This window comes from Bacteroides sp. An322 (genome assembly GCF_002161765.1).
In the GTDB taxonomy this organism is placed as follows: domain Bacteria; phylum Bacteroidota; class Bacteroidia; order Bacteroidales; family Bacteroidaceae; genus Phocaeicola; species Phocaeicola merdavium.
Genome location: NZ_NFIN01000009.1, coordinates 1 through 21,043 on the forward strand (window position 1 = coordinate 1; position 21,043 = coordinate 21,043).

General features: G+C 38.4%; 24 protein-coding genes. All 24 read left to right on the top strand.

What is annotated here, in order from left to right:
- Positions 1–332: 332 nt before the first annotated feature.
- On the top strand, positions 333–836 hold the full coding sequence (locus B5F91_RS06545) for a UpxY family transcription antiterminator (RefSeq protein ID WP_087428380.1): 504 nt from the start codon (positions 333–335) through the stop codon (positions 834–836).
- 103 nt (positions 837–939) lie between these two features.
- Complete coding sequence (locus tag B5F91_RS06550; protein WP_087428290.1) at positions 940–1,197, top strand: hypothetical protein; 258 nt, start codon at positions 940–942, stop codon at positions 1,195–1,197.
- Complete coding sequence (locus tag B5F91_RS15380; RefSeq protein WP_239416293.1) at positions 1,194–1,373, top strand: PIN domain-containing protein; 180 nt, start codon at positions 1,194–1,196, stop codon at positions 1,371–1,373. The genes B5F91_RS06550 and B5F91_RS15380 overlap by 4 nt, the downstream gene beginning before the upstream one ends.
- 201 nt (positions 1,374–1,574) lie before the next feature.
- Positions 1,575–1,865, top strand: coding sequence for a nucleotidyltransferase domain-containing protein (locus B5F91_RS06560; RefSeq protein WP_239416295.1), 291 nt, complete (start codon positions 1,575–1,577; stop codon positions 1,863–1,865).
- A complete protein-coding gene (locus B5F91_RS06565) occupies positions 1,862–2,263 on the top strand; it encodes a HEPN domain-containing protein (protein ID WP_087428292.1) in 402 nt (133 codons plus the stop codon). Before B5F91_RS06560 ends, B5F91_RS06565 begins: the two co-directional genes overlap by 4 nt.
- A 56-nt stretch (positions 2,264–2,319) precedes the next feature.
- Positions 2,320–2,706, top strand: coding sequence for a hypothetical protein (locus tag B5F91_RS06570; RefSeq protein WP_087428293.1), 387 nt, complete (start codon positions 2,320–2,322; stop codon positions 2,704–2,706).
- A gap of 7 nt (positions 2,707–2,713) precedes the next feature.
- Entirely contained in the window at positions 2,714–2,908 is a 195-nt protein-coding gene (locus B5F91_RS14895) for a hypothetical protein (RefSeq protein WP_144025082.1), read from the top strand.
- Positions 2,909–3,165: 257 nt separating this feature from the next.
- The gene (locus B5F91_RS06575; protein ID WP_087428294.1) at positions 3,166–4,605 is read left to right on the top strand and encodes a lipopolysaccharide biosynthesis protein; all 1,440 of its coding nucleotides are present in this window, start codon (positions 3,166–3,168) and stop codon (positions 4,603–4,605) included.
- 5 nt (positions 4,606–4,610) lie between these two features.
- Entirely contained in the window at positions 4,611–5,720 is a 1,110-nt protein-coding gene (locus B5F91_RS06580) for a DegT/DnrJ/EryC1/StrS family aminotransferase (protein ID WP_087428295.1), read from the top strand.
- Positions 5,717–6,349, top strand: a complete 633-nt coding sequence (locus tag B5F91_RS06585; protein WP_087428296.1) for an acetyltransferase — start codon at positions 5,717–5,719, stop codon at positions 6,347–6,349. Before B5F91_RS06580 ends, B5F91_RS06585 begins: the two co-directional genes overlap by 4 nt.
- An 11-nt stretch (positions 6,350–6,360) precedes the next feature.
- Complete coding sequence (locus B5F91_RS06590; protein WP_087428297.1) at positions 6,361–6,591, top strand: acyl carrier protein; 231 nt, start codon at positions 6,361–6,363, stop codon at positions 6,589–6,591.
- Positions 6,591–7,643, top strand: a complete 1,053-nt coding sequence (locus B5F91_RS06595; protein ID WP_087428298.1) for a ketoacyl-ACP synthase III — start codon at positions 6,591–6,593, stop codon at positions 7,641–7,643. The genes B5F91_RS06590 and B5F91_RS06595 overlap by 1 nt, the downstream gene beginning before the upstream one ends.
- 2 nt (positions 7,644–7,645) lie before the next feature.
- Positions 7,646–8,398, top strand: a complete 753-nt coding sequence (locus tag B5F91_RS06600; protein ID WP_087428299.1) for an SDR family oxidoreductase — start codon at positions 7,646–7,648, stop codon at positions 8,396–8,398.
- Positions 8,399–8,400: 2 nt separating this feature from the next.
- The gene (locus B5F91_RS06605) at positions 8,401–9,405 is read left to right on the top strand and encodes a ketoacyl-ACP synthase III (protein WP_087428300.1); all 1,005 of its coding nucleotides are present in this window, start codon (positions 8,401–8,403) and stop codon (positions 9,403–9,405) included.
- 12 nt (positions 9,406–9,417) lie between these two features.
- Positions 9,418–10,365 (top strand): glycosyltransferase, encoded by a 948-nt coding sequence (locus tag B5F91_RS06610; RefSeq protein ID WP_087428301.1) that lies wholly within the window; start codon positions 9,418–9,420, stop codon positions 10,363–10,365.
- 5 nt (positions 10,366–10,370) lie between these two features.
- The gene (locus B5F91_RS06615; protein WP_158099895.1) at positions 10,371–10,994 is read left to right on the top strand and encodes an acyltransferase; all 624 of its coding nucleotides are present in this window, start codon (positions 10,371–10,373) and stop codon (positions 10,992–10,994) included.
- The gene (locus B5F91_RS06620; protein WP_087428303.1) at positions 10,987–12,057 is read left to right on the top strand and encodes a glycosyltransferase family A protein; all 1,071 of its coding nucleotides are present in this window, start codon (positions 10,987–10,989) and stop codon (positions 12,055–12,057) included. Before B5F91_RS06615 ends, B5F91_RS06620 begins: the two co-directional genes overlap by 8 nt.
- A 61-nt stretch (positions 12,058–12,118) precedes the next feature.
- Complete coding sequence (locus B5F91_RS06625) at positions 12,119–13,144, top strand: glycosyltransferase family 2 protein (RefSeq protein ID WP_087428304.1); 1,026 nt, start codon at positions 12,119–12,121, stop codon at positions 13,142–13,144.
- Positions 13,145–13,153: 9 nt separating this feature from the next.
- Positions 13,154–14,191 carry a hypothetical protein gene (locus B5F91_RS06630; RefSeq protein WP_239416329.1) on the top strand — a complete coding sequence of 346 codons (1,038 nt, stop codon included), beginning with the start codon at positions 13,154–13,156 and terminating at the stop codon, positions 14,189–14,191.
- Positions 14,192–14,200: 9 nt separating this feature from the next.
- Entirely contained in the window at positions 14,201–16,165 is a 1,965-nt protein-coding gene (locus tag B5F91_RS06635) for a capsular polysaccharide synthesis protein (protein WP_087428305.1), read from the top strand.
- Between the two features lie 5 nt (positions 16,166–16,170).
- Positions 16,171–17,022, top strand: coding sequence for a beta-1,6-N-acetylglucosaminyltransferase (locus B5F91_RS06640; RefSeq protein ID WP_087428306.1), 852 nt, complete (start codon positions 16,171–16,173; stop codon positions 17,020–17,022).
- Positions 17,019–17,993 carry a glycosyltransferase family 2 protein gene (locus B5F91_RS06645; protein WP_087428307.1) on the top strand — a complete coding sequence of 325 codons (975 nt, stop codon included), beginning with the start codon at positions 17,019–17,021 and terminating at the stop codon, positions 17,991–17,993. The genes B5F91_RS06640 and B5F91_RS06645 overlap by 4 nt, the downstream gene beginning before the upstream one ends.
- Positions 17,994–17,995: 2 nt before the next feature.
- Entirely contained in the window at positions 17,996–19,291 is a 1,296-nt protein-coding gene (locus tag B5F91_RS06650; RefSeq protein ID WP_087428308.1) for a hypothetical protein, read from the top strand.
- Positions 19,292–19,392: 101 nt separating this feature from the next.
- Complete coding sequence (locus B5F91_RS06655) at positions 19,393–20,961, top strand: ATP-binding protein (RefSeq protein ID WP_087428309.1); 1,569 nt, start codon at positions 19,393–19,395, stop codon at positions 20,959–20,961.
- Positions 20,962–21,043 lie beyond the last annotated feature (82 nt).

Here is a 21,043-nt window from a genome sequence, read left to right on the forward strand (position 1 = left end):
AATTGGCAAAAAAATTGTACAAAATCGTATATCGATAAAAATATTTTTATACCTTTGCATTAAAATATCGTCTCATAGTAAGAGATATGTATCATCTCATAGTAAGAGATAGTATTCATCTGGAAAATTTGTATTTCTTAATGCAAATTTCAAGAAGTAGGGGAATAATATTTGTAACTGCTTGTGCTTTAATTGTTTAATGGTACTTGCAGGATTAGTAGAATTGTCTTTAAGTAAAGATGGATGAGTCTTGTGACAATATAGGCAAACGGTTAGAGTGGTCTTCAGAAGTCCTTCCATTAGTAACAAATAAGTTGAAGAAATGGTTCGTTATGCGTGACTTGAAGCGTTGGAATGCTCAATGTCCGGCATATAAACAGCTTCAAGACTTGGGGATTACCGTGTTTACGCCTATGATATGGAAATTGATTCAGATTCATGGGAAACGGATACGTAAGCAAGTTCCCTTTATGCAAGATATGCTTTTCGTTTTTGACTCACGGCAAGTGATAGACCCTATCGTTGAACGGATACCGACATTGCAATACCGTTTTTTGCGGGGCACGTATTGCGAGCCGATGACTGTCAGGAACGAAGATATGGAACGTTTTATCAAAGCGGTAGATTCAGATGAAAATCCGCGTTACTATACTCCCGAAGAACTGACTCCAGCTATGGTAGGCAAGAAAGTGCGTGTTATAGGCGGTCCGTTAGACAATTACGAAGGGCGGTTGCAGAAAATGCAAGGTTCGCGGACGAAGCGGCTGTTTGTAGAACTTCCCTCCCTGCTTGCCGTTTCGGTTGAGGTAAATCCCGAATACATTCAGTTTGTTTGAAGATTCGTGAAGAAATCAGTCGGATTTAATTTATTTTTTTCCTTGCGGAAACGGAATAAAGCCGTTATATTTGCTTGGTGAAATGTAATAAGGAGAAAATAGTATGGGTACTACAGCGTTATATTCCGAAAAATCCACAAGTTCTAATATGTATTGGAATCTGCTTAAGAATTTAAGTTCGGATGTCAAGCTTGATTTGATAGCGAGATTATCTAATTCTTTGTTGAATCAGGATAAACCTGCAGAGGATAGCCAATGGGCTTCTGCTTTTGCAGGGAAATGGATAGATGCCCGTAGTGCGGAAGAAATTATAGATGATATTCGTGAATCACGTACGTCTAACGAAGAAATTGATTTATGAAACAGTATTTGTTAGATACCAGTATTTGCGTATTTCTGTTCCGTAATAAATTCGGAATAAAAGAATGTTTGGAAAAAATAGGTAAATCTCAATGCTATATATCAGAAATCACAATTGCAGAATTGACATACGGTGCTTATAAGAGCAATCGAGTGAATGAGAATTTGCATTATTGATTGCCGCTTCAGCCCGTGTGCGTGATTTGATTTTGGTGGCAGATAATGTGAGGCATTTCCAGAATATCTCTGGTCTTGAGGTGGAAAATTGGGTCAAAAGATAATGGTATTCCTCTTGCGGAAATGGAATAAAATCGTTATATTTGCTTGTCATTAATTATAAATCCTATGGCAACCGATAAGACTAAAATATTGTCCTTGATGAAAGAGACTTTGAAGAAAGTCCTTCCTCCGGGCGGACATGCTTTCTTGTATGGCTCTCAAGCGAGAGGCGATGCCCGTGCGGATTCCGATTGGGACGTGTTGATATTATTGGACAAGCCCAAAGTGGAGGCGGAAGACTATGATAATGTGTCCTATCCGTTGGTTGAGCTGGGCTGGTCTCTGAACGAATGCATCAGTCCGGTCATTTATACCGTAAAGGATTGGATGAGGTATCATTTCACTCCATATTTCCATAATGTAAAAGAGGAAGGAATACAATTGGTATGAGCATGAATGCAGAAGATATAAAAGCCGTAGTGATTTATCGGAAGGAAAAAGCGTATGTGACATTGCGAGAAGCTGAAGATATGATTGCAACTGAGCATTGGAATTTGGCGATGCAGCGTCTGTATTATGCGTGTTTCTATATGGCTTCAGCGTTACTGATAAGTGCCGGGATAAAAGCCCATACACATAATGGTGTAATAGGTCAGTTAGGCTTGAATTATGTGTCTAAGGGTCATTTGACAAAAGAAGAAGGACGTTTGTATTCTCGTCTGTTACAGAATCGGATTACTGGAGATTATAATGATTTTTTCGATTTCGAAAGCGAAGACGTGTTGCCTCTTATAAAGCCGGTAAAGAATTTGCTTGCCCATTTGGATGATTTGATAAAGTTAGATTGATTTCGGTTTTGCAGAAATAAAGCCGTTATTTTTGTAGTAAAAGGGAGGAAAGGAAAATGAAAGAATATAAGGAAACCGTTCATATTGACGGACAGGTGAATGAACCTGCCGCATCATATTCCGCGTCCGTTCCGCAAGAAACGGTCATTCCCGGGTTTTCCGATGAAATCCTGAACGAGCTTTTGCGGCAAAAAGAAAGTGTGAAACTGATGCTCATTCATAAACTTGCTGAAAGTATGATGGACAATCGTTATGCGGAGAAATCTGTCGCATTAGAGGAAACAGGAAACAAGGATTTGAGGGAAGCTAAGCGGAGATATGTTCAAAAGAAATACGGCTTGTCGGAAAGTTTGACTCGCCTGATAGGTGTATTGCCACAGGATGGAGATGATGATTGGAAGGATGCAAAACTGGCATATCTGGAAGAAAAATACGGAAAATGAGGCTTAGATGAAACTGTTTTTAGATACAAATATTATAATGGATTTTGTGAAATGTCGGGAACCTTTTATATATGAGGCTCTGCCTCTTATTCAACAAGGCGAAAAAGGCATTCATCAGTTGTTCATTTCAGATTTGACTTTTTCAGACATACCGGTATATACTCCTGCCGAGTTTATGGAAAATCCTTTATTTACCGAATAGATTCCGAACAAATTTAAAACGCTTCCGAACCCGTTTCCTTTTCCCTTTCATCCGGTTTACTTTTGCATTACCAATCAACGGTAATGCGGTCTATGACATTTTGTAACACCGGTCCGAAAGCATCAAATAGTAATGTCATCTAAGGGAGTAGCGCGAAGGATTTCGTGTACATTAGCTTATAATTTCAAAGAAACTTGATTGGTAAATTGTTTTGTTGAGCCTTGGTGAAGGCTTTTTATTAATGAAATAAAATCAGGATGTCGTCTCTGAAAGAAAAGACCGTAAAGGGGGTGATGTGGAGCAGCATTGACCGTTTCTCCACGCAGGGAATACAGTTCGTGTTCAGCATTCTGATAGCTCGTTTGCTCCTTCCTTCCGATTATGGAGCGGTGGCGATGTTGAACATCTTCTTGGCTATTTCGCAGACATTCATTGACAGTGGATTCAGTACGGCTCTTATTCGTAAATTAGACAGGACGGAAACGGATTTTTGTACAGTCTTTTATTTCAATATTGTTGTAGGGCTTTTTTTCTATATAGTCCTTTGGCTTGCGTCTCCTTATATAGCCGCCTTTTACGAGATACCTTTATTGGAAGACATTACTAAGGTAGTTGCTTTGACTTTTGTGTTCTCTTCCTTTTCAGGGATTCAGAATGCCAAGCTTTCCATTGCTATTGACTTTCAGACCAGAGCGAAAATATCGGTGACTGTAACCTTGTTTACAGGTGTTGTAGGATTATGGATGGCTTATAGTGGTTATGGTGTATGGGCATTGGTCGTACAATCGGTTTTCTCATCCTTGTTGCGTACCGTATTGTTATGGGTATTTGTCAGGTGGGTTCCACGACTGGTGTTTTCATGGAGGTCCTTTAAGGAAATGTTCTCGTTCGGTTCCAAACTGCTTGCCTCAGGCTTGCTTGATACCGTTTATGGAAATGTATATACTCTGGTGATAGGAAAATTCTTTTCGTCCGCTACGTTGGGATTTTATGGACGTGCCGGAAGTTTTGTGCAGTTTCCTTCCTCTAACCTGACAGGAGTGCTCCAAGGGGTTACTTTTCCTGTGTTGTGTTCTATCCAGAACGAAACAGAACGGCTGGCAAGTGTCTATAAGCGGTTTTTGCGTATGTCGGCTTTCATCATCTTTCCTTTGATGGTAGGTCTGGCTGCGGTGGCTGATCCGTTGGTGCGGATTCTGCTGACGGACAAGTGGGAGGGTACCATTTATTTGTTGCAGATTTTATGTTTTTCCTCAATGTGGTATCCTATCCATGCCATTAACTTGAGTTTGTTGCAGGTGAAGGGCCGTTCGGATTTCTTCCTGAAACTGGAGATTATAAAGAAAGTTCAAGGTGTGATCGTATTGTGCGTTACGCTTCCTATGGGAATCGTGGCAATGTGTTACGGTGGCATAGTCTCTTCTTTGTTGTGTCTGGTCTATAATACATATTACACCCGGAAACTGATAGGTTACGGCTATGCGGCCCAGATGAAGGATTTGCTGCATATCCTTGTTCATTCTCTTGTGATGGGTGCCGGAGTATGGTGCATTGTGCAGGTGTTCGATTCATTGTGGCTGCAACTGGTGGTCGGTATCCTGTCGGGAGCGGTCTATTATATTGCCGGAGCGCATTTCCTTCGTTTCGAGGAGTTGGATGAGGTGATTTCTTTGGTGCAGAAAAAAGGTAAGAATTAAGATATATGGAAGAGAAACTGATTACGGTGACATCTCCGCTGATGCCATCCTTAGATGAACTGAATGTCTATCTGCAGGACATTTGGAAACGGAAGTGGATAACCAATAACGGGCATTATCATCAGGAACTGGAAAAAGCCTTGTGCGAATACTTGGGTGTTCCTTTTATCAGTCTTTTTACAAACGGTACGCTTCCGTTGATTACGGCGTTGCAGGCCATGCGCATTACGGGAGAAGTGATTACTACGCCTTTCAGTTTTGTGGCCACCACCCATTCCTTGTGGTGGAACGGAATAAAGCCGGTATTTGTGGATATTGATCCGGTGACATGTAATCTTGACCCTGACAAGGTAGAAGCGGCCATCACTCCGCGTACCACGGCTATCATGCCGGTACATGTGTATGGTTATCCATGTGATACCAAGCGTATACAGGAAATAGCAGACAAATACGGATTGAAGGTCATCTATGACGCTGCCCATGCCTTTGGTGTGAAAGTGAACGGAGAAAGTATCCTGAATGCGGGTGACATGTCTACGCTGAGTTTTCATGCTACAAAGGTTTATAACACTGTTGAAGGCGGTGCGTTGGTGATGCATGATGAGCAGACCAAGAAGCGTATTGATTACCTGAAGAACTTCGGTTTTGCCGGAGAGACGACAGTAGTGGCACCCGGCATCAATAGCAAGATGGACGAGGTGCGTGCAGCATACGGCCTGATTAACTTGAAGCAAGTGGACAAGGCAATTGCAGCCCGTCATCATGTGGCAGACGCATACCGCAAGGCATTGAAGGATGTTTCAGGCATCCGGTTCTTGGAAGATGTGCCAGGGGTGCGGCATAATTATGCCTATTTCCCGATATTCGTGGATGCGGAGCAGTATGGAATGACACGCGATGAGCTGTATTTCAAGATGAAAGAGCACCGCATATTAGGCAGACGCTACTTCTATCCGCTGATTAGCACCTTCTCTACTTATCGTGGACTGGAATCGGCTACACCGGATAATTTGCCTGTAGCAACAAAGGTAGCGGAACAGGTGATTTGTTTGCCGATGTATTATGGGTTGACGGATGCAGATGTTGAACGGATTATAAAATTAATTGTAAAATGAAGAATTTGTTAATAATCGGTGCTCGTGGTTTTGGTAGGGAAATTTATAATTTAGCAAAAGAGTGTGAGGGGTATAATACTGAATTTGTAATAAAAGGTTTTTTAGATGACAATGTAAAAGCTTTGGATGGATATTTGAATTATCCTCCTATTATTAGTTCAGTAGAAGATTATAAACCTGAAAGAGAAGATGTTTTTATTTGTGCATTAGGTGATGTGTATTATAAAAAGAAATATGTAGATATAATATTGTCAAAAGGAGGAAATTTTATTAATTTGATACATCCCACTGCATATATATCGTCTAATGTAGAAATAGGAATAGGATGTATTATAGGTAGGAATGTACAAATTTCATGTGACGTAAAGATAGGAAATTATGTGACTTTACAAGTTTTTGTGGATATAGGTCATGATTGTATTATTGGTGATTTTTGTCATTTGAATTCTTATACTTTTATGGGGGGATATGTAGAGTTGGAAGATATGGTTACTTTACATACAGCTTCAATTATTCATCCTCATAAAAAAGTGGAATATGGCGGTGTAGTAGGAGCGGGTGCGTTTGTCATTCGCAATGTGAAGAATAATACATCAGTTTATGGTAATCCGGCAATTTTATTAAAATAGAAATAAAGAATATGGAACTAAAAGATTTTATTGAAAATTTTGCAGCACAATTTGATGAAACTGATGCTGCTGAAATCCAACCTGATACTAATTTTAAACAATTAAGTGAATGGTCATCATTGATAGCTTTATCTATTATTGCTATGGTTGATGAGGAATACGATGTGCGTGTCAAAGGTGATGATATTCGTTCAGCAGAAACGATAAAAGATTTGTATGATATTGTAAGAAATAGAATGTAATGGCTTTCTTAGAATTAAAAAATGTCACGGTAAAAGGTATTGCAGCTTGTGTACCAAAAAATCTGGAGTTGAATGAAGATATTTATTCTCGATGGGGGAATTATGAAGAATTCTTTCGTACGACAGGAATAGAAAAACGTCATAAAGCACCTGTAGATATATGTACTTCTGATTTATGTATAGCTGCTGCCGAGAATTTGATAAAAGAACTTCATTGGGATAAATCAGAGATAGATACAGTTGTATTTGTAAGTCAAACCCCTGATTATATTTTGCCTGCTACATCTTGTATTATTCAAAATCGGTTGGGACTAAGTGAAAGATGTTACACTTTGGATATATCTTTGGGATGTTCCGGATGGGTTTACGCATTAAGTGTGATTTCTGCTTTAATGCAAAATGGTAATTTAAAAAAAGGATTACTGTTAGCTGGAGATACTGCTCTGAAATATTGTTCTCCCGAAGACAAAAGTACTTATCCTCTTTTTGGAGATGCCGGTTCTGCCACAGCTTTGGAATATGACAATGAAACTTCTCCTATGTATTATAATATGAATACAGATGGTTCAGGTTTTGAAGCTATTATTATTCGGGATGGAGGGAGTCGCAATGGTATAACAAAAGACTCTTTGATAAACCAATCTTACGGTGAAGGAGTAATTCGTAGCAGATTGGATACAGAATTGGATGGTATGAGCGTTTTTTCCTTTGGTATATCAAAAGCCCCTCAAGTTGTGAATGATTTATTGGCTCATTTTGAACTAAACAAAGAGGCAGTAGATTGTTTTACCTTTCATCAAGCCAACTTATTTATGAATGAAAAGATTCGTAAAAAATTGAAGTTACCTGTAGAAAAAGTGCCTTATAGCTTAAAGGACTTTGGTAATACAAGTTCTGCTTCCATTCCGTTGACATTGCTTACACAACTTTCCAATCGCCTGAAATCAGAGAAGTTAAAGCATATAGCTTGTGGTTTTGGTGTTGGGCTGTCTTGGGGGGCTGTATCTTTTGAAACAAACCGAATTGTATGTCCTAATTTAATATTGTTGTAATTATGTATAATCCATTTTCTTTGTTAGGAAAACGTATATTGGTGACAGGCGCATCCTCAGGAATTGGACGTGCTATTGCAATAGAATGTTCTAGAATGGGGGCTAATGTAATTTTAACAGCACGGAATGAAGAACGTTTGAATGAGACATTACAACAAATGGACAATATTCAGTTACATCAGATTATTGTAGCTGATCTTTCTAATATGGATGATATAAAGACTCTTGTAGATTCTATGGGAAATCCTTTGGATGGGATTGTACAATGTGCAGGGTTTACAGTTCCAAAGCCTTTTCAATTTGTTAATCAAAAGGATATAGATTCTATTATGGCGGTGAATTTTATGGCACCTGCCATATTATCCCAAATGCTGTTAAAGAAAAAAATGCTTAATAAAGGAGCATCTATTGTTTTTATATCTTCTATATCGGGGGTATGGGTCTCTTATGTTGGAAGTAGCCTTTATTCTGCGTCAAAAGGGGCAGTTAATGGTTTAGTAAAAGGAATGGCTATTGAATTAGCTGCTAAATCAATTCGGGTTAATTGTGTCAATCCAGGAATGGTAGAGACAAATATTTTGGAGAAAGGAATTATATCAGATGAACAACTGCATAATGATATGCAGCTTTATCCTCTAAAGCGCCATGGCAAACCCGAAGAAATAGCTTATGCCGTCATTTATTTGTTGAGCGATGCTTCCGCTTGGGTTACGGGTACAAATTTGCTGATAGATGGCGGTTATACTTTGTTGTAGTGATGGAAAAAGTTTACATTAAAGCCATATCATATTATTTGCCGGAAAAGATTGTAACGAACGAAGATATAGTTCGAGATTTTCCGGAATGGAGTATAGAAAAGATAGCTTCTAAGGTAGGTATAGGCAAGAGACATATTGCCAAACCAGACGAAACAGCCATGGATATGGCAGTAAAAGCAGCCGAATGTCTGTTTGCAGAACATTCTGTAAATAGAGAGGAGGTCGATTATCTTCTTTTCTGTACTCAAAGTCCTGATTTCAAACTTCCTACCTCAGCTTGCATCCTACAAAGTCAACTTGGTTTAAGAACTCAAATCGGTGCTTTGGATTTCAATTTGGGTTGTTCCGGGTACGTGTATGGCCTTTCTTTGGCCAAGGGGTTAGTATGTGCCGGTGTGGCGAAAAATGTTCTTTTATTGACGGGAGAAACATACAGCAAATTTCTTCATCCGAAAGATAAGGGGAATCGTACCATTTTTGGAGATGCTGCATCCGCTACATTGGTTGGTACGTCTGGTATGGCAGAAATCGGTAACTTTTGCTTGGGAACAGATGGCTCTGGGGCTAAGAATCTGATTGTGAAATCAGGCGGAGCTCGTATTCCTGACAGACAAAATGACTTGGTATTGGATTCTAATGGAAATCCGATGTCTTCTGATTGGCTTTATATGGATGGAAGTGAGATCTTTTCATTTACTTTGGATTATGTACCGCCATTGGTGTCAAATACATTGATTCGTAATCAACTTTCAAGAGAGGAGATAGACTTATATATATTGCATCAGGCAAATAAGTATATGTTGGACTTTTTAAGAAAGAAAATGAAGATTGTGCCAGAGCGGTTTTATTATGCGTTGTCGGAATATGGGAATACGGTTTCCAATACAATTCCCATCGCATTGCATGATGCTATGGCTGATAGAAGCATTTCAAGCGAGAAGAATGTTTTGATAGCAGGATTTGGAGTGGGTTATTCTTGGGGAGGTACTGTATTGCGATTTTAAAATTGAATAGACATGTCAAATCCTTTGGTTAGTATTAATTGCATGACATATAATCATAAAGCATTCATTCGTCAATGTCTGGATGGCTTTATGATGCAGAAGTGCTCTTTTGATTTTGAGGTACTGATTCATGATGACGCTTCTACGGATGGGACACAAGATATTATTCGGGAATATGAGGTCAAGTATCCTGATATAATCAAACCTATTTATCAAAAGGAGAATCAGTATTCAAAAGGTATAGATCCCAGTTTGAAATACAATGCCCCTCGTATAAAAGGTAAATACATTGCTCTTTGTGAGGGCGATGATTATTGGACAGACCCGTATAAGCTCCAGAAGCAAGTAGATTTCTTGGAAAGTCATCCTGATTATGTGATGTGTTCGCATCGTTTTAACCAATATATACAGGACAAGAATTTGTTAGAAGAGGAAAAGAACTTGACATTTCAAGGAGCTGATTATGATTTAAAAAATCTGATAGGCGGAAAATGGCTTACTCAGACATTGACGGTAATGTATAGACGCAGTGCTCTGGATTTGAAAGAATACGAATCGTATGGAATGTCGATGGATATCATTTTATTTTATGCGCTTTTGAAGAATGGAAAAGGATATTGTTTTCCAGATATAATGGCTACGTATCGTCTGCATGGAGGTGGTGTCTGGTCGGAAGTTTCCTTGAATCAACGCCGTTTAATTGAATTTAGAGCGAGATTGGCAATTTATAGTGTTGAGCGTTCGGATAGTGCTGCTATGTTTCTTTTGTATCAATTCGCTAAAGCGATGAGTCGTGTTTGGATATTGAAGCAATGGCGTATGATTATAAAAGTTTTCCAAATATTGAAGAAACATTATGGAGGGGGTTTTGTTACCCAAATGATGTTTGATAAATTTGTATTGAATAGAAATGTAGAATGGAATACAATTCCTGATATTAAGATGATTTCACAGAAATGATAGTTATGAGTGACCTAAAGAAAAAAATTAAAAGAGTAGTTGTGAAATCTCGAATCCTGTCTCCTTTATATAATGTTTATCTTAAATATGTTTTGTGGAAAAGATGTACTATTACAATTAAAAATTACGGACAGAACAATATTACAGATATCCCTATAATTTATAGCAATAATTTTATTGTTACATTCCGAGGTGATAACAATTTTGTAAAAATAGGGAAAGGCTGTAATTTTAAAAATACAAATAGTATTTATGTTCAAGGAGATGACAATGTAGTTGTAATAGGGGATAATGTCACTTTTGATTCAAACGTGTTAATTGTAGTAGGAGAAGGGACAAAGGTAAATATTGGTTCGGATTGTATTTTTGCAGATCGGGTCCATATTCGAACAACAGACCAGCATACTATATACGATGAAAACAGGAAAAGAATCAATCCTGCAAAAGATGTTTATATAGGCAATCGTGTTTGGCTGGGGAAAGACGCAATAATTATGAAAGGCGTTAAAGTCGGGGACGGAGCCATAATCGGAATGGATTCTATGGTAACGAAAAATGTACCTGAAAGATGTATTGCTGCAGGAAAACCGGCCAAAGTCATAAGAACTAATATATATTGGAATGAATAATATTCACGGGAAAATAGAATATTCTGAATTGAAGGATGGTTTGTCGGGTCTTATACGGACACGAAATGAAGCTCCGCTTCTTGGTCCGTGCATTGACTCTTGCATAAACGCATTAGATGAACTGTTGGTTGTTTGTTTTGATTGTACAGACAATACATTAGAAATTCTTGAAGAGAAAAAGCGTCAATATCCCGATAAATTGAGAGTCTTTGAATACAATCATGAGGTTCTGGCATTTGATTTGACGCAAGAGGAGTTTGAATTTGCCAAGACATTGCCTGATGATTCTCCGCGTCTTTATGGTAATTTATGCAATTGGGGAATGTCAAAAGCTAGATATAAATACCTCACCAAGATTGATTCAGACCAGTTGTATTTTGCTGATGAATTAAAAAAATGGAGAGATGTTTGCAGCCGGGATATTCAGATGAAATGGCATATCAGTTTTGTTTTTGGATGGCTGTTTATGATGTATTTTTCATTATACCGTAGGATGTCTCTTCAAGTTGGGAAACCATGTTTGTGGATGATTCCGGATTGGTTTGTGAAGCTTCTTTTTAAACCTTATTCGGATTATTCAAAATGGATGTTGCAACGTGGAAAGGTTCTTATTGCTTTATCAGGTGTAAATGTATTTAAGGATAATCGATGGTATGTGACATTTGATGGGGTAAATATACATCCTCCATACAATGGAGAAGGAGATACCGTGATATTTAAAATCTCTAATCAAGCATATTGGAGCAAGTATTATAGAAACAGGATACCTTATTCGGTGACAGAAGTTTTTATAAATACTTCTTGTCGAAAGCTAATGTTCACTTATCCCATGTGGTTTCATCTTCATGCCAATCGGAAATATTGTTGTAACAAAGTGAAAAAAATGAAAGATGAGCACCCTGAATGTTTTGTGCCGATTGAGGATTTTCCGTCTATGACTTATCGTGAAGTACTTAATAAAATGGATAAAAAAGCGCACACATTATATCAAATGACGCTGTTTGCCTTAATACATAAAATAGGTGTGAGCAGAATAAAAAAACATTTGGATTTATTATCTTAGGTTGGGGGTATTGGTCAAATCTTATTCGATTTTTGGATTTTAAACGAAGAAAAAAACAACAATGAGTGTTCCTTATATTTCGGTGATTGTTCCAGTTTATAATGTGAAATCACTATTGCCTCGTTGTATCGATAGCTTGTTGAATCAGCAATTTACGGATTATGAGTTATTGCTTATTGACGATGGCAGTACAGACGGCAGTGGAGATATTTGTGATAAATACGGGAAGAAGGATTCTCGGATAAAAGTAATACACAAATCGAATGAAGGGGTATCAAGAACCAGAAACAGAGGAATCGATGAAGCAAAAGGTGAATGGCTTACATTTGTAGACTCAGATGATTATGTAACTCCCGATTATCTTTCAAGTCTGTATGCCTGTATTGGTTCGGAAATAGATTTGGTGGTTCAGTATTCAAAGCATATAAGAGAAAACGGTGAGCCTCTTTATGATGAATATAATTTGCCAGAATGTAAAATAGTATATGAAAGGTGTGATTTTGGTAAAATGGTTAAGGAACAATTCATTGCGCAACGAGGACAAATACATAGTAAATTGTTTAAGACAGAATTATTGAATAATAGGGCAATTAGGTTTAATTCAGAAATTAATTTTTGTGAGGATTGGATTTTCTTGTTCAATTATTTAAATGTGATAAACCAAAAGATTTGTTGTTCACCTATATCTAACTATTTTTACATTGATAGAGAAGGTTCGTTATCACACGCCGAGAATGATTTTTCCTCTGAATATGCTACGTTCTGTATTATCAAAGATATTGCGTTGGAATTTTGTTCAAAATACAATGCTAATGTCATAGATTTGGGTCCTACTTATATGATGCATAAAGCAATTACACTTGTTACTTCAAGGGCGCAACTTCGTAGTATTAAGGATACGGATTGGGATTTTTTCAGACGTTATTTCAAAGTTACATCTATGAAAACAGCTGTGGATAAATGGATGATTGATCATTTTTATTCATATCCGTCTGTCTTGTTTTTGTATTTGCGTACTGTCCGGAAATTTAGAAAAGCATTGGAAAGACATAATTTATGGACGATCGTGGATTTGCTACGAAAATAAAATGAACGTATGTATAAGAATTATCAGATAGTAGTCAATACAGCTGCCGGGCGCCGCCGTTATATGCAGTACCTGATTCCATACATTGTATCGAGTGAAATCGTTGACCGGTATGATATTTGGGTAAATACCCATAATGGGGCAGATATAGAGTTTTTTAAGCGGATTGCAGAGAAGTTTCCGAAGGTTAATCTGGTGTGGCAACCCGATGGAGTGGTGAACGGTAACAAGAGCATCAATGCTTTTTATAAAGCATGTATAGAGCCGAATACCATTTATTTCAAATTAGATGATGATATCGTCTGGATGGAACCGGAACTGATAGAAGAAATGGTGAAATTTCGGGTGGATAATCCCCGATACTTTGTGGTTTCTCCGTTGGTTATCAATAATTCTTTGTCTACTTATCTGTTGCAGTTGGAAAATAAGTTGAAACTGGACGCATATTATCAGGCGTATGCTTCAGATTCTGTGTTATGGAAAAGCGGAAATTTTGCACAAGAATTGCATACATGGTTTATTAAGAATTACCTGAAGGACCGGCAATGGGAAAAGTTATATGTAGGAAAGAAAGAAATGGGAATGACCCGCTTTTCCATTAATGCCATACTTTGGTTTGGTGATGAAATGAAAAAGTTTGCCGGTATTGTTCCGGGGGATGATGAAGAATTTATATCCTGTATCTATCCTACACAACAAGGAATGTCGAATGCCTGGAACGGGGATGCAATCGTAGCGCACTTTGCTTTTTATACGCAAAGAGAAGCATTGGATAAGAACGGTATCTTGGAACGGTATGGAGAAATCAACAACCGGCAATGGCATACGGATAAGCAACGGGCAAAAATTTATGATGCGGTTCAGCTGGTCATGAATGAAATACAGGCAGAAGAACAAGAGTTGTTGGGTAAAGCATCTCCTTACAAACGCATTGTGCCGAAAGTAACATGGCGTCAGCGGATAAAGAAATTGGTACCTCAGGTTCTGTTGGATGTGAAGGGATTTCTTGCTGACAGGAAAGACCGTTCCGGATATATACTAAATTAAGGGAATGCCATGGATAAAATTCTGACAATCATTATTCCTACTTACAATATGGAAAATTATCTTTCCTATTGTTTGGATTCTCTTTTGATTAAAGAGAATTTGGAAGGGGTGGAGGTATTGGTTATTAATGACGGGAGTAAAGATGCTTCATCAAGGATAGCCCATACGTATGCAGACCAATATCCGCAAACTTTTCAAGTGATAGATAAGGAAAACGGCAATTATGGTTCGTGTGTAAACAGAGGGTTGGCAGAAGCCAGTGGGAAATATGTGAAGATATTGGATGCTGACGATAGTTTCGATAAGGATAACTTTGAGGCTTTTATTGCCTTTCTGAAAGAAACCGATGCAGATTTGGTGGTATCTGATTTCGCTATCGTGGATGAGAACAGAAATATAAAGAAAATGGTCTGTCACGAATTTCCTTCAGGCTGTATTCCTTTAGATAAAATATGTACCACAGGAAATTTCAGCCACATACAAATGCATGCCCTGACTTATCGGAGAGATGTTTTATCGGAACTTTCTTATAAGCAAACGGAAGGTATTTCCTATACCGATCAAGAATGGGTCTTTACACCTATGGCTGGAGTGAAGTCGGTTGGTTATTTTGATAAATGTGTATATAAGTATCTGGTGGGAAGAGAAGGGCAGACTGTCAATCCTGCTGTAAAAGCCAAGCGTATGCCGGATGTTTGCCAATGTGTTTATGCAATGAGCAAGGCGTATGAACAATACCGAAACAACATATCGGAGCAGTTGCGGATGTACTTTTATGGACGGTTGGATTATATGATAAGGGAAGTTTATGTTTTTGGCTTCTTGCATTATTCTGTTCAGAACAGGAATTTGTTGGTTCAATTTGATACGACTTTAAAAAGCATTTGTCCGGAAATTTATGATTGGGTAGCTAAAGGAAATTCTAAATTCAATTATATCCGGTTTTGGCGGAATCATTCTCATTTGACTCCTGTATTAGTCAGAGGGGGAAGTTGGTGTTATTGTCGGATATTGCTTCCTTTTAAGAGGGTTTTATTTGCATGTCGTAATTATAATCAAACTTCGATGTTGAAAAAAATTGCAAAACTGTTTATTCCTTCCGGTTTACATTCTTTTATCCGAAAGAGATTGATTATGATGAAACATCGTAAGGTAGCGTCTATGCTAAGTGGAATAGTGGAAGATTGTAATGCCGGCAGATTGGAAAAGCCAGTTATCAAAACATTGGTAGAATTACCAAAGGATAAAAAAGTTATTTGGCAATATTGGGCACAAGGAACGGAAAATGTACCTCCTTTGGTACGTATTTGTTTAGATTCTGTAGACAAATATGCTGCCGACTATCATATTATTCGTTTGTCTGACAGTAATCTGGCAAACTATATTGAAATCCCTGATTGGTTAAGAGAGCGTAAACAGCAAATGTCTGTGGCTCATTTTTCCGATCTTCTGAGATGTATGTTGTTGTCTGTTTATGGTGGATTATGGTTGGATGCTGCTACATTATTGACAGGGCGTTTGCCGGATATGTTGTTCCGCTATGATTTTTTTGCATATCAACGTGATTTTGCTGAACCTCATAAAAAATATTGGGAAAATTCGTTTGCCTATTATTGGGGTTGGGATAAAAACTTTCGGGTAAATATATTGATTGGCATTATGTATGCAAAAGCAGGAAGCCAAGTAATTTCAGACATGGTAACTATGTTGTGTGCTTTTTGGAAGTATCATGATAGGGTACCTGATTATTTCTTTTTCCAAATATTGTTTGATATTTATATAAAGGAAAACCAAGAAAAGAATTGCCCGATTTTCAATGATTGTGTACCGCACATGTTGCGTCAAGTCATTAATGCGGAATATCCTTATTTGAGTGTGCATGAAATTTTGGAGAAAACGTCTATTCATTCATTGAATTACAAGAATCCCAAAGCAGCGGATAATTTACGGATTTTGCTTGCGGACATACGTTGATAAAGATGAAACACGCTTATTTGATTATAGCCCATAACGAACCTGAAATTTTGCAGCTTCTTCTTTCATCATTGGATGATGTTCGTAATGATATCTATGTACATATAGATAAAAAGGCTTCGTTTGATGGAACGATGTTGCAGACCGTAAAGAGTGGTTTGCATGTGTTGCCTGTTCGCATGGATGCGCGTTGGGGAGACTTTAGTTTGGTAGAGATTGAATTGTTACTTTTTCATGAGGCATATTCTCGTGGTCCATACGCTTATTATCATTTGTTGTCAGGAGTAGACTTGCCCGTCAAGTCGCAAGACTATATTCATCAGTATTGTGATGAACATCAGGGAAAGGAATTTATAGGGATAGCGCAGCATGTATCTCAACGGGAATTGGATTGGAGGTCGCAACATTGGTTTGTGTATGCCCGTGATTTTCAATCCGGAAATTTATTTAAAAAGGTTGTAAGAGCTGTTTTTGCAAGAATGCAGAGTCTGATTGGATACAGAAGAACATCATTGCAAGTTAAAAAGGGAGCACAATGGTGTAGCATTACACATGATTTCGTTCAGTATCTGCTGCAAAATGAACTGCTGATTCGTAAAATATTCAATCATACCTATTGTCCGGATGAATTGTTTATACAGACCTTGTGTTGGAATTCGGAATTTAAAAGCCGTATTTATAATCCAAATGATGAATTTGAAGGTTGCAAGCGGTATATCAAGTGGGAGAATGGTGTTTTGCAGCCTTTGACATTGCAAGAGGTGGATGCTATGCTTCTGTCTTCACGTTGGTTTGCACGTAAGTTCACTTCGGCTAATAAGCACGTAGTAATGGACGTTTTGAAACGTATCAAATGATGAAAGTTTCTGTTATTATTCCGGTGTATGGTGTAGAGCTTTTTGTGGAACGTTGTGTACGTTCGTTGTTGGAACAAACATTGCAAGAGATAGAATTAATCGTAGTGGATGATTGTTCACCAGACAACAGCATTGCAATTATTCAGAGAGTCGTAGGGGAGTATCCACATAGGTTGGTTAAATTTATAACACATGAAACCAATAAAGGCTTGCCGGCTGCCCGGAATACAGGACTTGCAATAGCAAAAGGAGAATATATTTTCCATTGCGACAGCGATGACTTTGTAGAACCGGATATGTTGGAAACGCTTTATGATGTAGCAAAAGAAAAAGATGCGGATATCGTATGGTGTGACTGGTTTCTTTCATTCGAAAAGAACGAACGTTATATGAAGCAGCCTCAATATGCTTCTTCAATGGAAGCATTGAAAGGTATGTTAAGTGGGGTGATGAAGTACAATGTATGGAACAAACTGATACGTCGCAGACTTTATACGGATTATGCCATTTCTTTTCCTGCCGGATATGGTATGGGAGAAGACATGACTGTCATTAAGTTGTTTGCATACGCTCAAACTGTAGCGTATATACCCAAGGCTTTTTATCATTATGTAAAACTGAATACGACTGCTTTTTCCAATACTTATTCAGAAAGGCATTTGGTTGAATTAAAGCATAACGTACAAGACGTTCTGTGTTTTTTAACGGATAGATACGGTGAGGCGTTGAAGACTGAAATGGCGTTTTTTAAATTGGATGTGAAATTTCCTTTTTTGATAAGTGATGATAAGAAAAGATATAATCTATGGACTACATGGTATCCGGAAGCCAATTCATACATTATGCAGCATAAGAATGTGGGTGTGCGTAGGTGGCTTTTGCAGTTATTGGCAGCAAAAGGACAGTTCGGACTGATTCGTTTCTATTATAGGTTTGTGCATAAATTTGTATATGGAATAATATTTCGATAGTGATGAAATACATATTAATGGCTTTTACTCTGCTTGTAGTCAGCTTTTATTTTTTCCCTTTTCAGTTTCGCTTCCTTCCTGCTGTGAACACCAAAATGGCATTAGCCGCATTAGGTTTGGTTATTTTGGGAATACAACTGGCGAGAAATAGGAATGCATTAATAAATAAAGATTTTTTTATCTTGTCCATATTTGCTGCATTTGTATCGTTGGCAGGTTTGATTTCTGTTATTTATAATGAAACTCCGGATTATGCGTATGCTACCTATATAATATCTATGTGGGTTTGGATCAGTGCAGCTTATGTTGTTGTTTCTTTAATCAGATGGGTACATGGAACAGTTTCTGTGTATCTGCTATGCAATTATTTAATTGCACTGAGTGTTGCCCAATGTATTTTGGCATTGACAATGGATTTTAGTGCACCTGTAAAAGAGTTTATCTTTTCAATACAAGATGCAAGTGTCGGCGATTTTTTCACAAGAAAAGCAAGATTGTCCGGATTGGGAGCCGGACTGGATGTGGCTGGATCTCGTTTTTCAGCAGTTCTGATTATGATTTCAATACTGTGTGTTAATAATTATCAGAAGATTAAACCATATTTGCTATTGTACATTTTAGCCTTTGTCGTCATCGGTATAATTGGTAATATGATAGGGCGCACTACAACTGTAGGCATGATAATAGCTATAGCGTATCTTATCGTAGGGTCTGCTGTTTACATGTCTGGCAAAGACAGAAATCATATCTGGTTATGTATATCGAGTATGTTGATAATTGCCATACCTATATTAATATATGGATATTACAACATACCGGAATTATATGACAACCTGCGTTTTGGATTCGAAGGTTTTTTCAGTTTGGCGGAAGAGGGACGTTGGGAAGTGCATTCCAATGAAATGCTTAAACAAGGATATATCTTCCCGGACAATCTGAAGACTTGGCTAATTGGCGACGGATATTTTGGAACTACGAATATTGACCCTTATTATACGGGCGTGAACTGGGGAGGTTTTTACAAAGGTTCTGATGTGGGTTACTCGCGGTTTCTTTTTTATTTTGGATTAGCAGGTTTGACTGCTTTTTCTGTATTTATGATGAAAACTTGCCAAGTATGTATGAAACGGTTTGGGGATTACAAATTGATGTTTCTGATACTTCTTGCGGTTAATTTTATTGTCTGGTTGAAAGTCTCTACAGATATCTTTCTTGTTTTTGCTCCTTTCCTTTGCATCAGTCAGGAAGAAAATGATGCTTACATGGAGCGGATTGCTTTGCAAGAGAAATCAGAATAGCATAACGGATGGCGGAGAACTTGACGGAATAAAGTCTTGATTTGTTTTGCAGGGATAAAGGATTTCTTTATCTTTGCGATAGACAGCATAAGGAAAAGACCATGGATGCAACGCGTAAAAGATATCCTATAGGAATACAGACATTCTCTGAAATCAGGAAAGGAGATTATCTGTATGTTGACAAGACGGAATATGTGTATCGGATGACACATAGTGACGGGAAGTATATGTTTCTGAGCCGTCCGCGCCGGTTTGGCAAGTCTTTGTTGACAAGTACGCTTTCTGCCTATTTTGAAGGTAGACGGGAACTCTTTACCGGTCTTGCCATTGAACGTATGGAAAAAGAATGGATTTCTTATCCGGTGTTGCATTTTGACATGAGTTTGGGCAAGCACATGGATAAGGATGCATTGAACCGTTATTTGCATAATCTCTTGCGGAACAATGAACAACGGTTGGGGATAAGCACCAGCGAGGCAGAGGATGTGAACGTAAGGCTTGCCAATCTGATTATGGACACATGCAGGCAGACGGGAAAGCAAGTGGTCGTGTTGATTGACGAATATGACGCTCCGTTGCTGGATGTGGTGCACGAAGATAGGAATTTGCCGACACTCCGGAACGTAATGCGTAATTTTTACAGTCCTTTGAAAGCGTGTGACCCCTATCTACGCTATGTATTTCTGACAGGAATCACAAAATTTTCGCAGTTAAGCATCTTTAGTGAATTGAACAACATTCGGAATATCAGCATGGAGGAGGCTTATGCTGATATTTGCGGCATTACGGAGCAGGAAATAAAAGCGCAAATGGGTAACGAGCTGAATGAATTTGCCGAGAAGTTGCAGATGTGTACAGATGAGGCTCTTGAAACATTGAAAGCGCATTACGATGGTTATCATTTCACATTGCCTTCGCCGGATATTTACAATCCGTATAGTTTGCTGAATGCTTTCAGCAATGGGAAATTGAATTCGTATTGGTTTGGCAGCGGGACACCGGCTTATCTGGTAGAGATGTTGCGTATGTTTGACGTATTGCCTTCTGAAATAGGTCCTGTAGAGGCAATGGCTGCTGATTTTGATGCTCCTACGGAGTCTTTGGAGAGTGTTATTCCTTTGCTTTACCAAAGCGGATACATTACTATCAAAAACGGGAATCCGCAGACGGATTTGTATGTGCTGGATATTCCGAACAAGGAAGTGCGCATGGGACTGATGAGAAGTCTTTTGCCAAACTATGTGAGCAGGCAGGCAAGAAATTGTAATATTACTGTCGTAAAAATGTCGGTCGCTATCAGCGAAGGGCGGATGGATGATGCGTTGCGTCTGCTCCAGACTTTTTTGGGAACAGTTCCTTATTGTGACCATACGGATTACGAAGGTCATTATCAGCAAATGCTGTATATCATATTCAGTATGTTGAGCTATGAAGTGGATGTAGAGGTACGTACGCCTCATGGGCGTGTGGATGTGGTATTGAAAACACGGAATGCCTTGTATCTCATGGAACTGAAACTTGACAAGAGTGCCGATGAAGCCATGGAGCAAATCAATCTGAAGAATTATTCGGAACGGTTTGCTTTGTGTGGCTTGCCCATTGTGAAAGTGGGTATTAATTTTAATACTCGAAAAGGAACGATTGAAGATTGGATGATAGCCTCTGCCTGATAAAGTAAGAGGACATAATCTGCTACCGGCAGAGAAACAATTGACATGCTTGGCGAAGCATACTCATTGAATAAAATCTGAA

Excerpts from the sequence above, each read along its gene's own strand:
- B5F91_RS06545 (WP_087428380.1), top strand. The coding sequence starts at position 333 with ATGCGTGACTTGAAGCGTTGGAATGCTCAATGTCCGGCATATAAACAG.
- B5F91_RS06550 (WP_087428290.1), top strand. The coding sequence starts at position 940 with ATGGGTACTACAGCGTTATATTCCGAAAAATCCACAAGTTCTAATATG.
- B5F91_RS15380 (WP_239416293.1), top strand. The coding sequence starts at position 1,194 with ATGAAACAGTATTTGTTAGATACCAGTATTTGCGTATTTCTGTTCCGT.
- B5F91_RS06560 (WP_239416295.1), top strand. The coding sequence starts at position 1,575 with ATGAAAGAGACTTTGAAGAAAGTCCTTCCTCCGGGCGGACATGCTTTC.
- B5F91_RS06565 (WP_087428292.1), top strand. The coding sequence starts at position 1,862 with ATGAGCATGAATGCAGAAGATATAAAAGCCGTAGTGATTTATCGGAAG.
- B5F91_RS06570 (WP_087428293.1), top strand. The coding sequence starts at position 2,320 with ATGAAAGAATATAAGGAAACCGTTCATATTGACGGACAGGTGAATGAA.
- B5F91_RS14895 (WP_144025082.1), top strand. The coding sequence starts at position 2,714 with ATGAAACTGTTTTTAGATACAAATATTATAATGGATTTTGTGAAATGT.
- B5F91_RS06575 (WP_087428294.1), top strand. The coding sequence starts at position 3,166 with ATGTCGTCTCTGAAAGAAAAGACCGTAAAGGGGGTGATGTGGAGCAGC.
- B5F91_RS06580 (WP_087428295.1), top strand. The coding sequence starts at position 4,611 with ATGGAAGAGAAACTGATTACGGTGACATCTCCGCTGATGCCATCCTTA.
- B5F91_RS06585 (WP_087428296.1), top strand. The coding sequence starts at position 5,717 with ATGAAGAATTTGTTAATAATCGGTGCTCGTGGTTTTGGTAGGGAAATT.
- B5F91_RS06590 (WP_087428297.1), top strand. The coding sequence starts at position 6,361 with ATGGAACTAAAAGATTTTATTGAAAATTTTGCAGCACAATTTGATGAA.
- B5F91_RS06595 (WP_087428298.1), top strand. The coding sequence starts at position 6,591 with ATGGCTTTCTTAGAATTAAAAAATGTCACGGTAAAAGGTATTGCAGCT.
- B5F91_RS06600 (WP_087428299.1), top strand. The coding sequence starts at position 7,646 with ATGTATAATCCATTTTCTTTGTTAGGAAAACGTATATTGGTGACAGGC.
- B5F91_RS06605 (WP_087428300.1), top strand. The coding sequence starts at position 8,401 with ATGGAAAAAGTTTACATTAAAGCCATATCATATTATTTGCCGGAAAAG.
- B5F91_RS06610 (WP_087428301.1), top strand. The coding sequence starts at position 9,418 with ATGTCAAATCCTTTGGTTAGTATTAATTGCATGACATATAATCATAAA.
- B5F91_RS06615 (WP_158099895.1), top strand. The coding sequence starts at position 10,371 with ATGAGTGACCTAAAGAAAAAAATTAAAAGAGTAGTTGTGAAATCTCGA.
- B5F91_RS06620 (WP_087428303.1), top strand. The coding sequence starts at position 10,987 with ATGAATAATATTCACGGGAAAATAGAATATTCTGAATTGAAGGATGGT.
- B5F91_RS06625 (WP_087428304.1), top strand. The coding sequence starts at position 12,119 with ATGAGTGTTCCTTATATTTCGGTGATTGTTCCAGTTTATAATGTGAAA.
- B5F91_RS06630 (WP_239416329.1), top strand. The coding sequence starts at position 13,154 with ATGTATAAGAATTATCAGATAGTAGTCAATACAGCTGCCGGGCGCCGC.
- B5F91_RS06635 (WP_087428305.1), top strand. The coding sequence starts at position 14,201 with ATGGATAAAATTCTGACAATCATTATTCCTACTTACAATATGGAAAAT.
- B5F91_RS06640 (WP_087428306.1), top strand. The coding sequence starts at position 16,171 with ATGAAACACGCTTATTTGATTATAGCCCATAACGAACCTGAAATTTTG.
- B5F91_RS06645 (WP_087428307.1), top strand. The coding sequence starts at position 17,019 with ATGATGAAAGTTTCTGTTATTATTCCGGTGTATGGTGTAGAGCTTTTT.
- B5F91_RS06650 (WP_087428308.1), top strand. The coding sequence starts at position 17,996 with ATGAAATACATATTAATGGCTTTTACTCTGCTTGTAGTCAGCTTTTAT.
- B5F91_RS06655 (WP_087428309.1), top strand. The coding sequence starts at position 19,393 with ATGGATGCAACGCGTAAAAGATATCCTATAGGAATACAGACATTCTCT.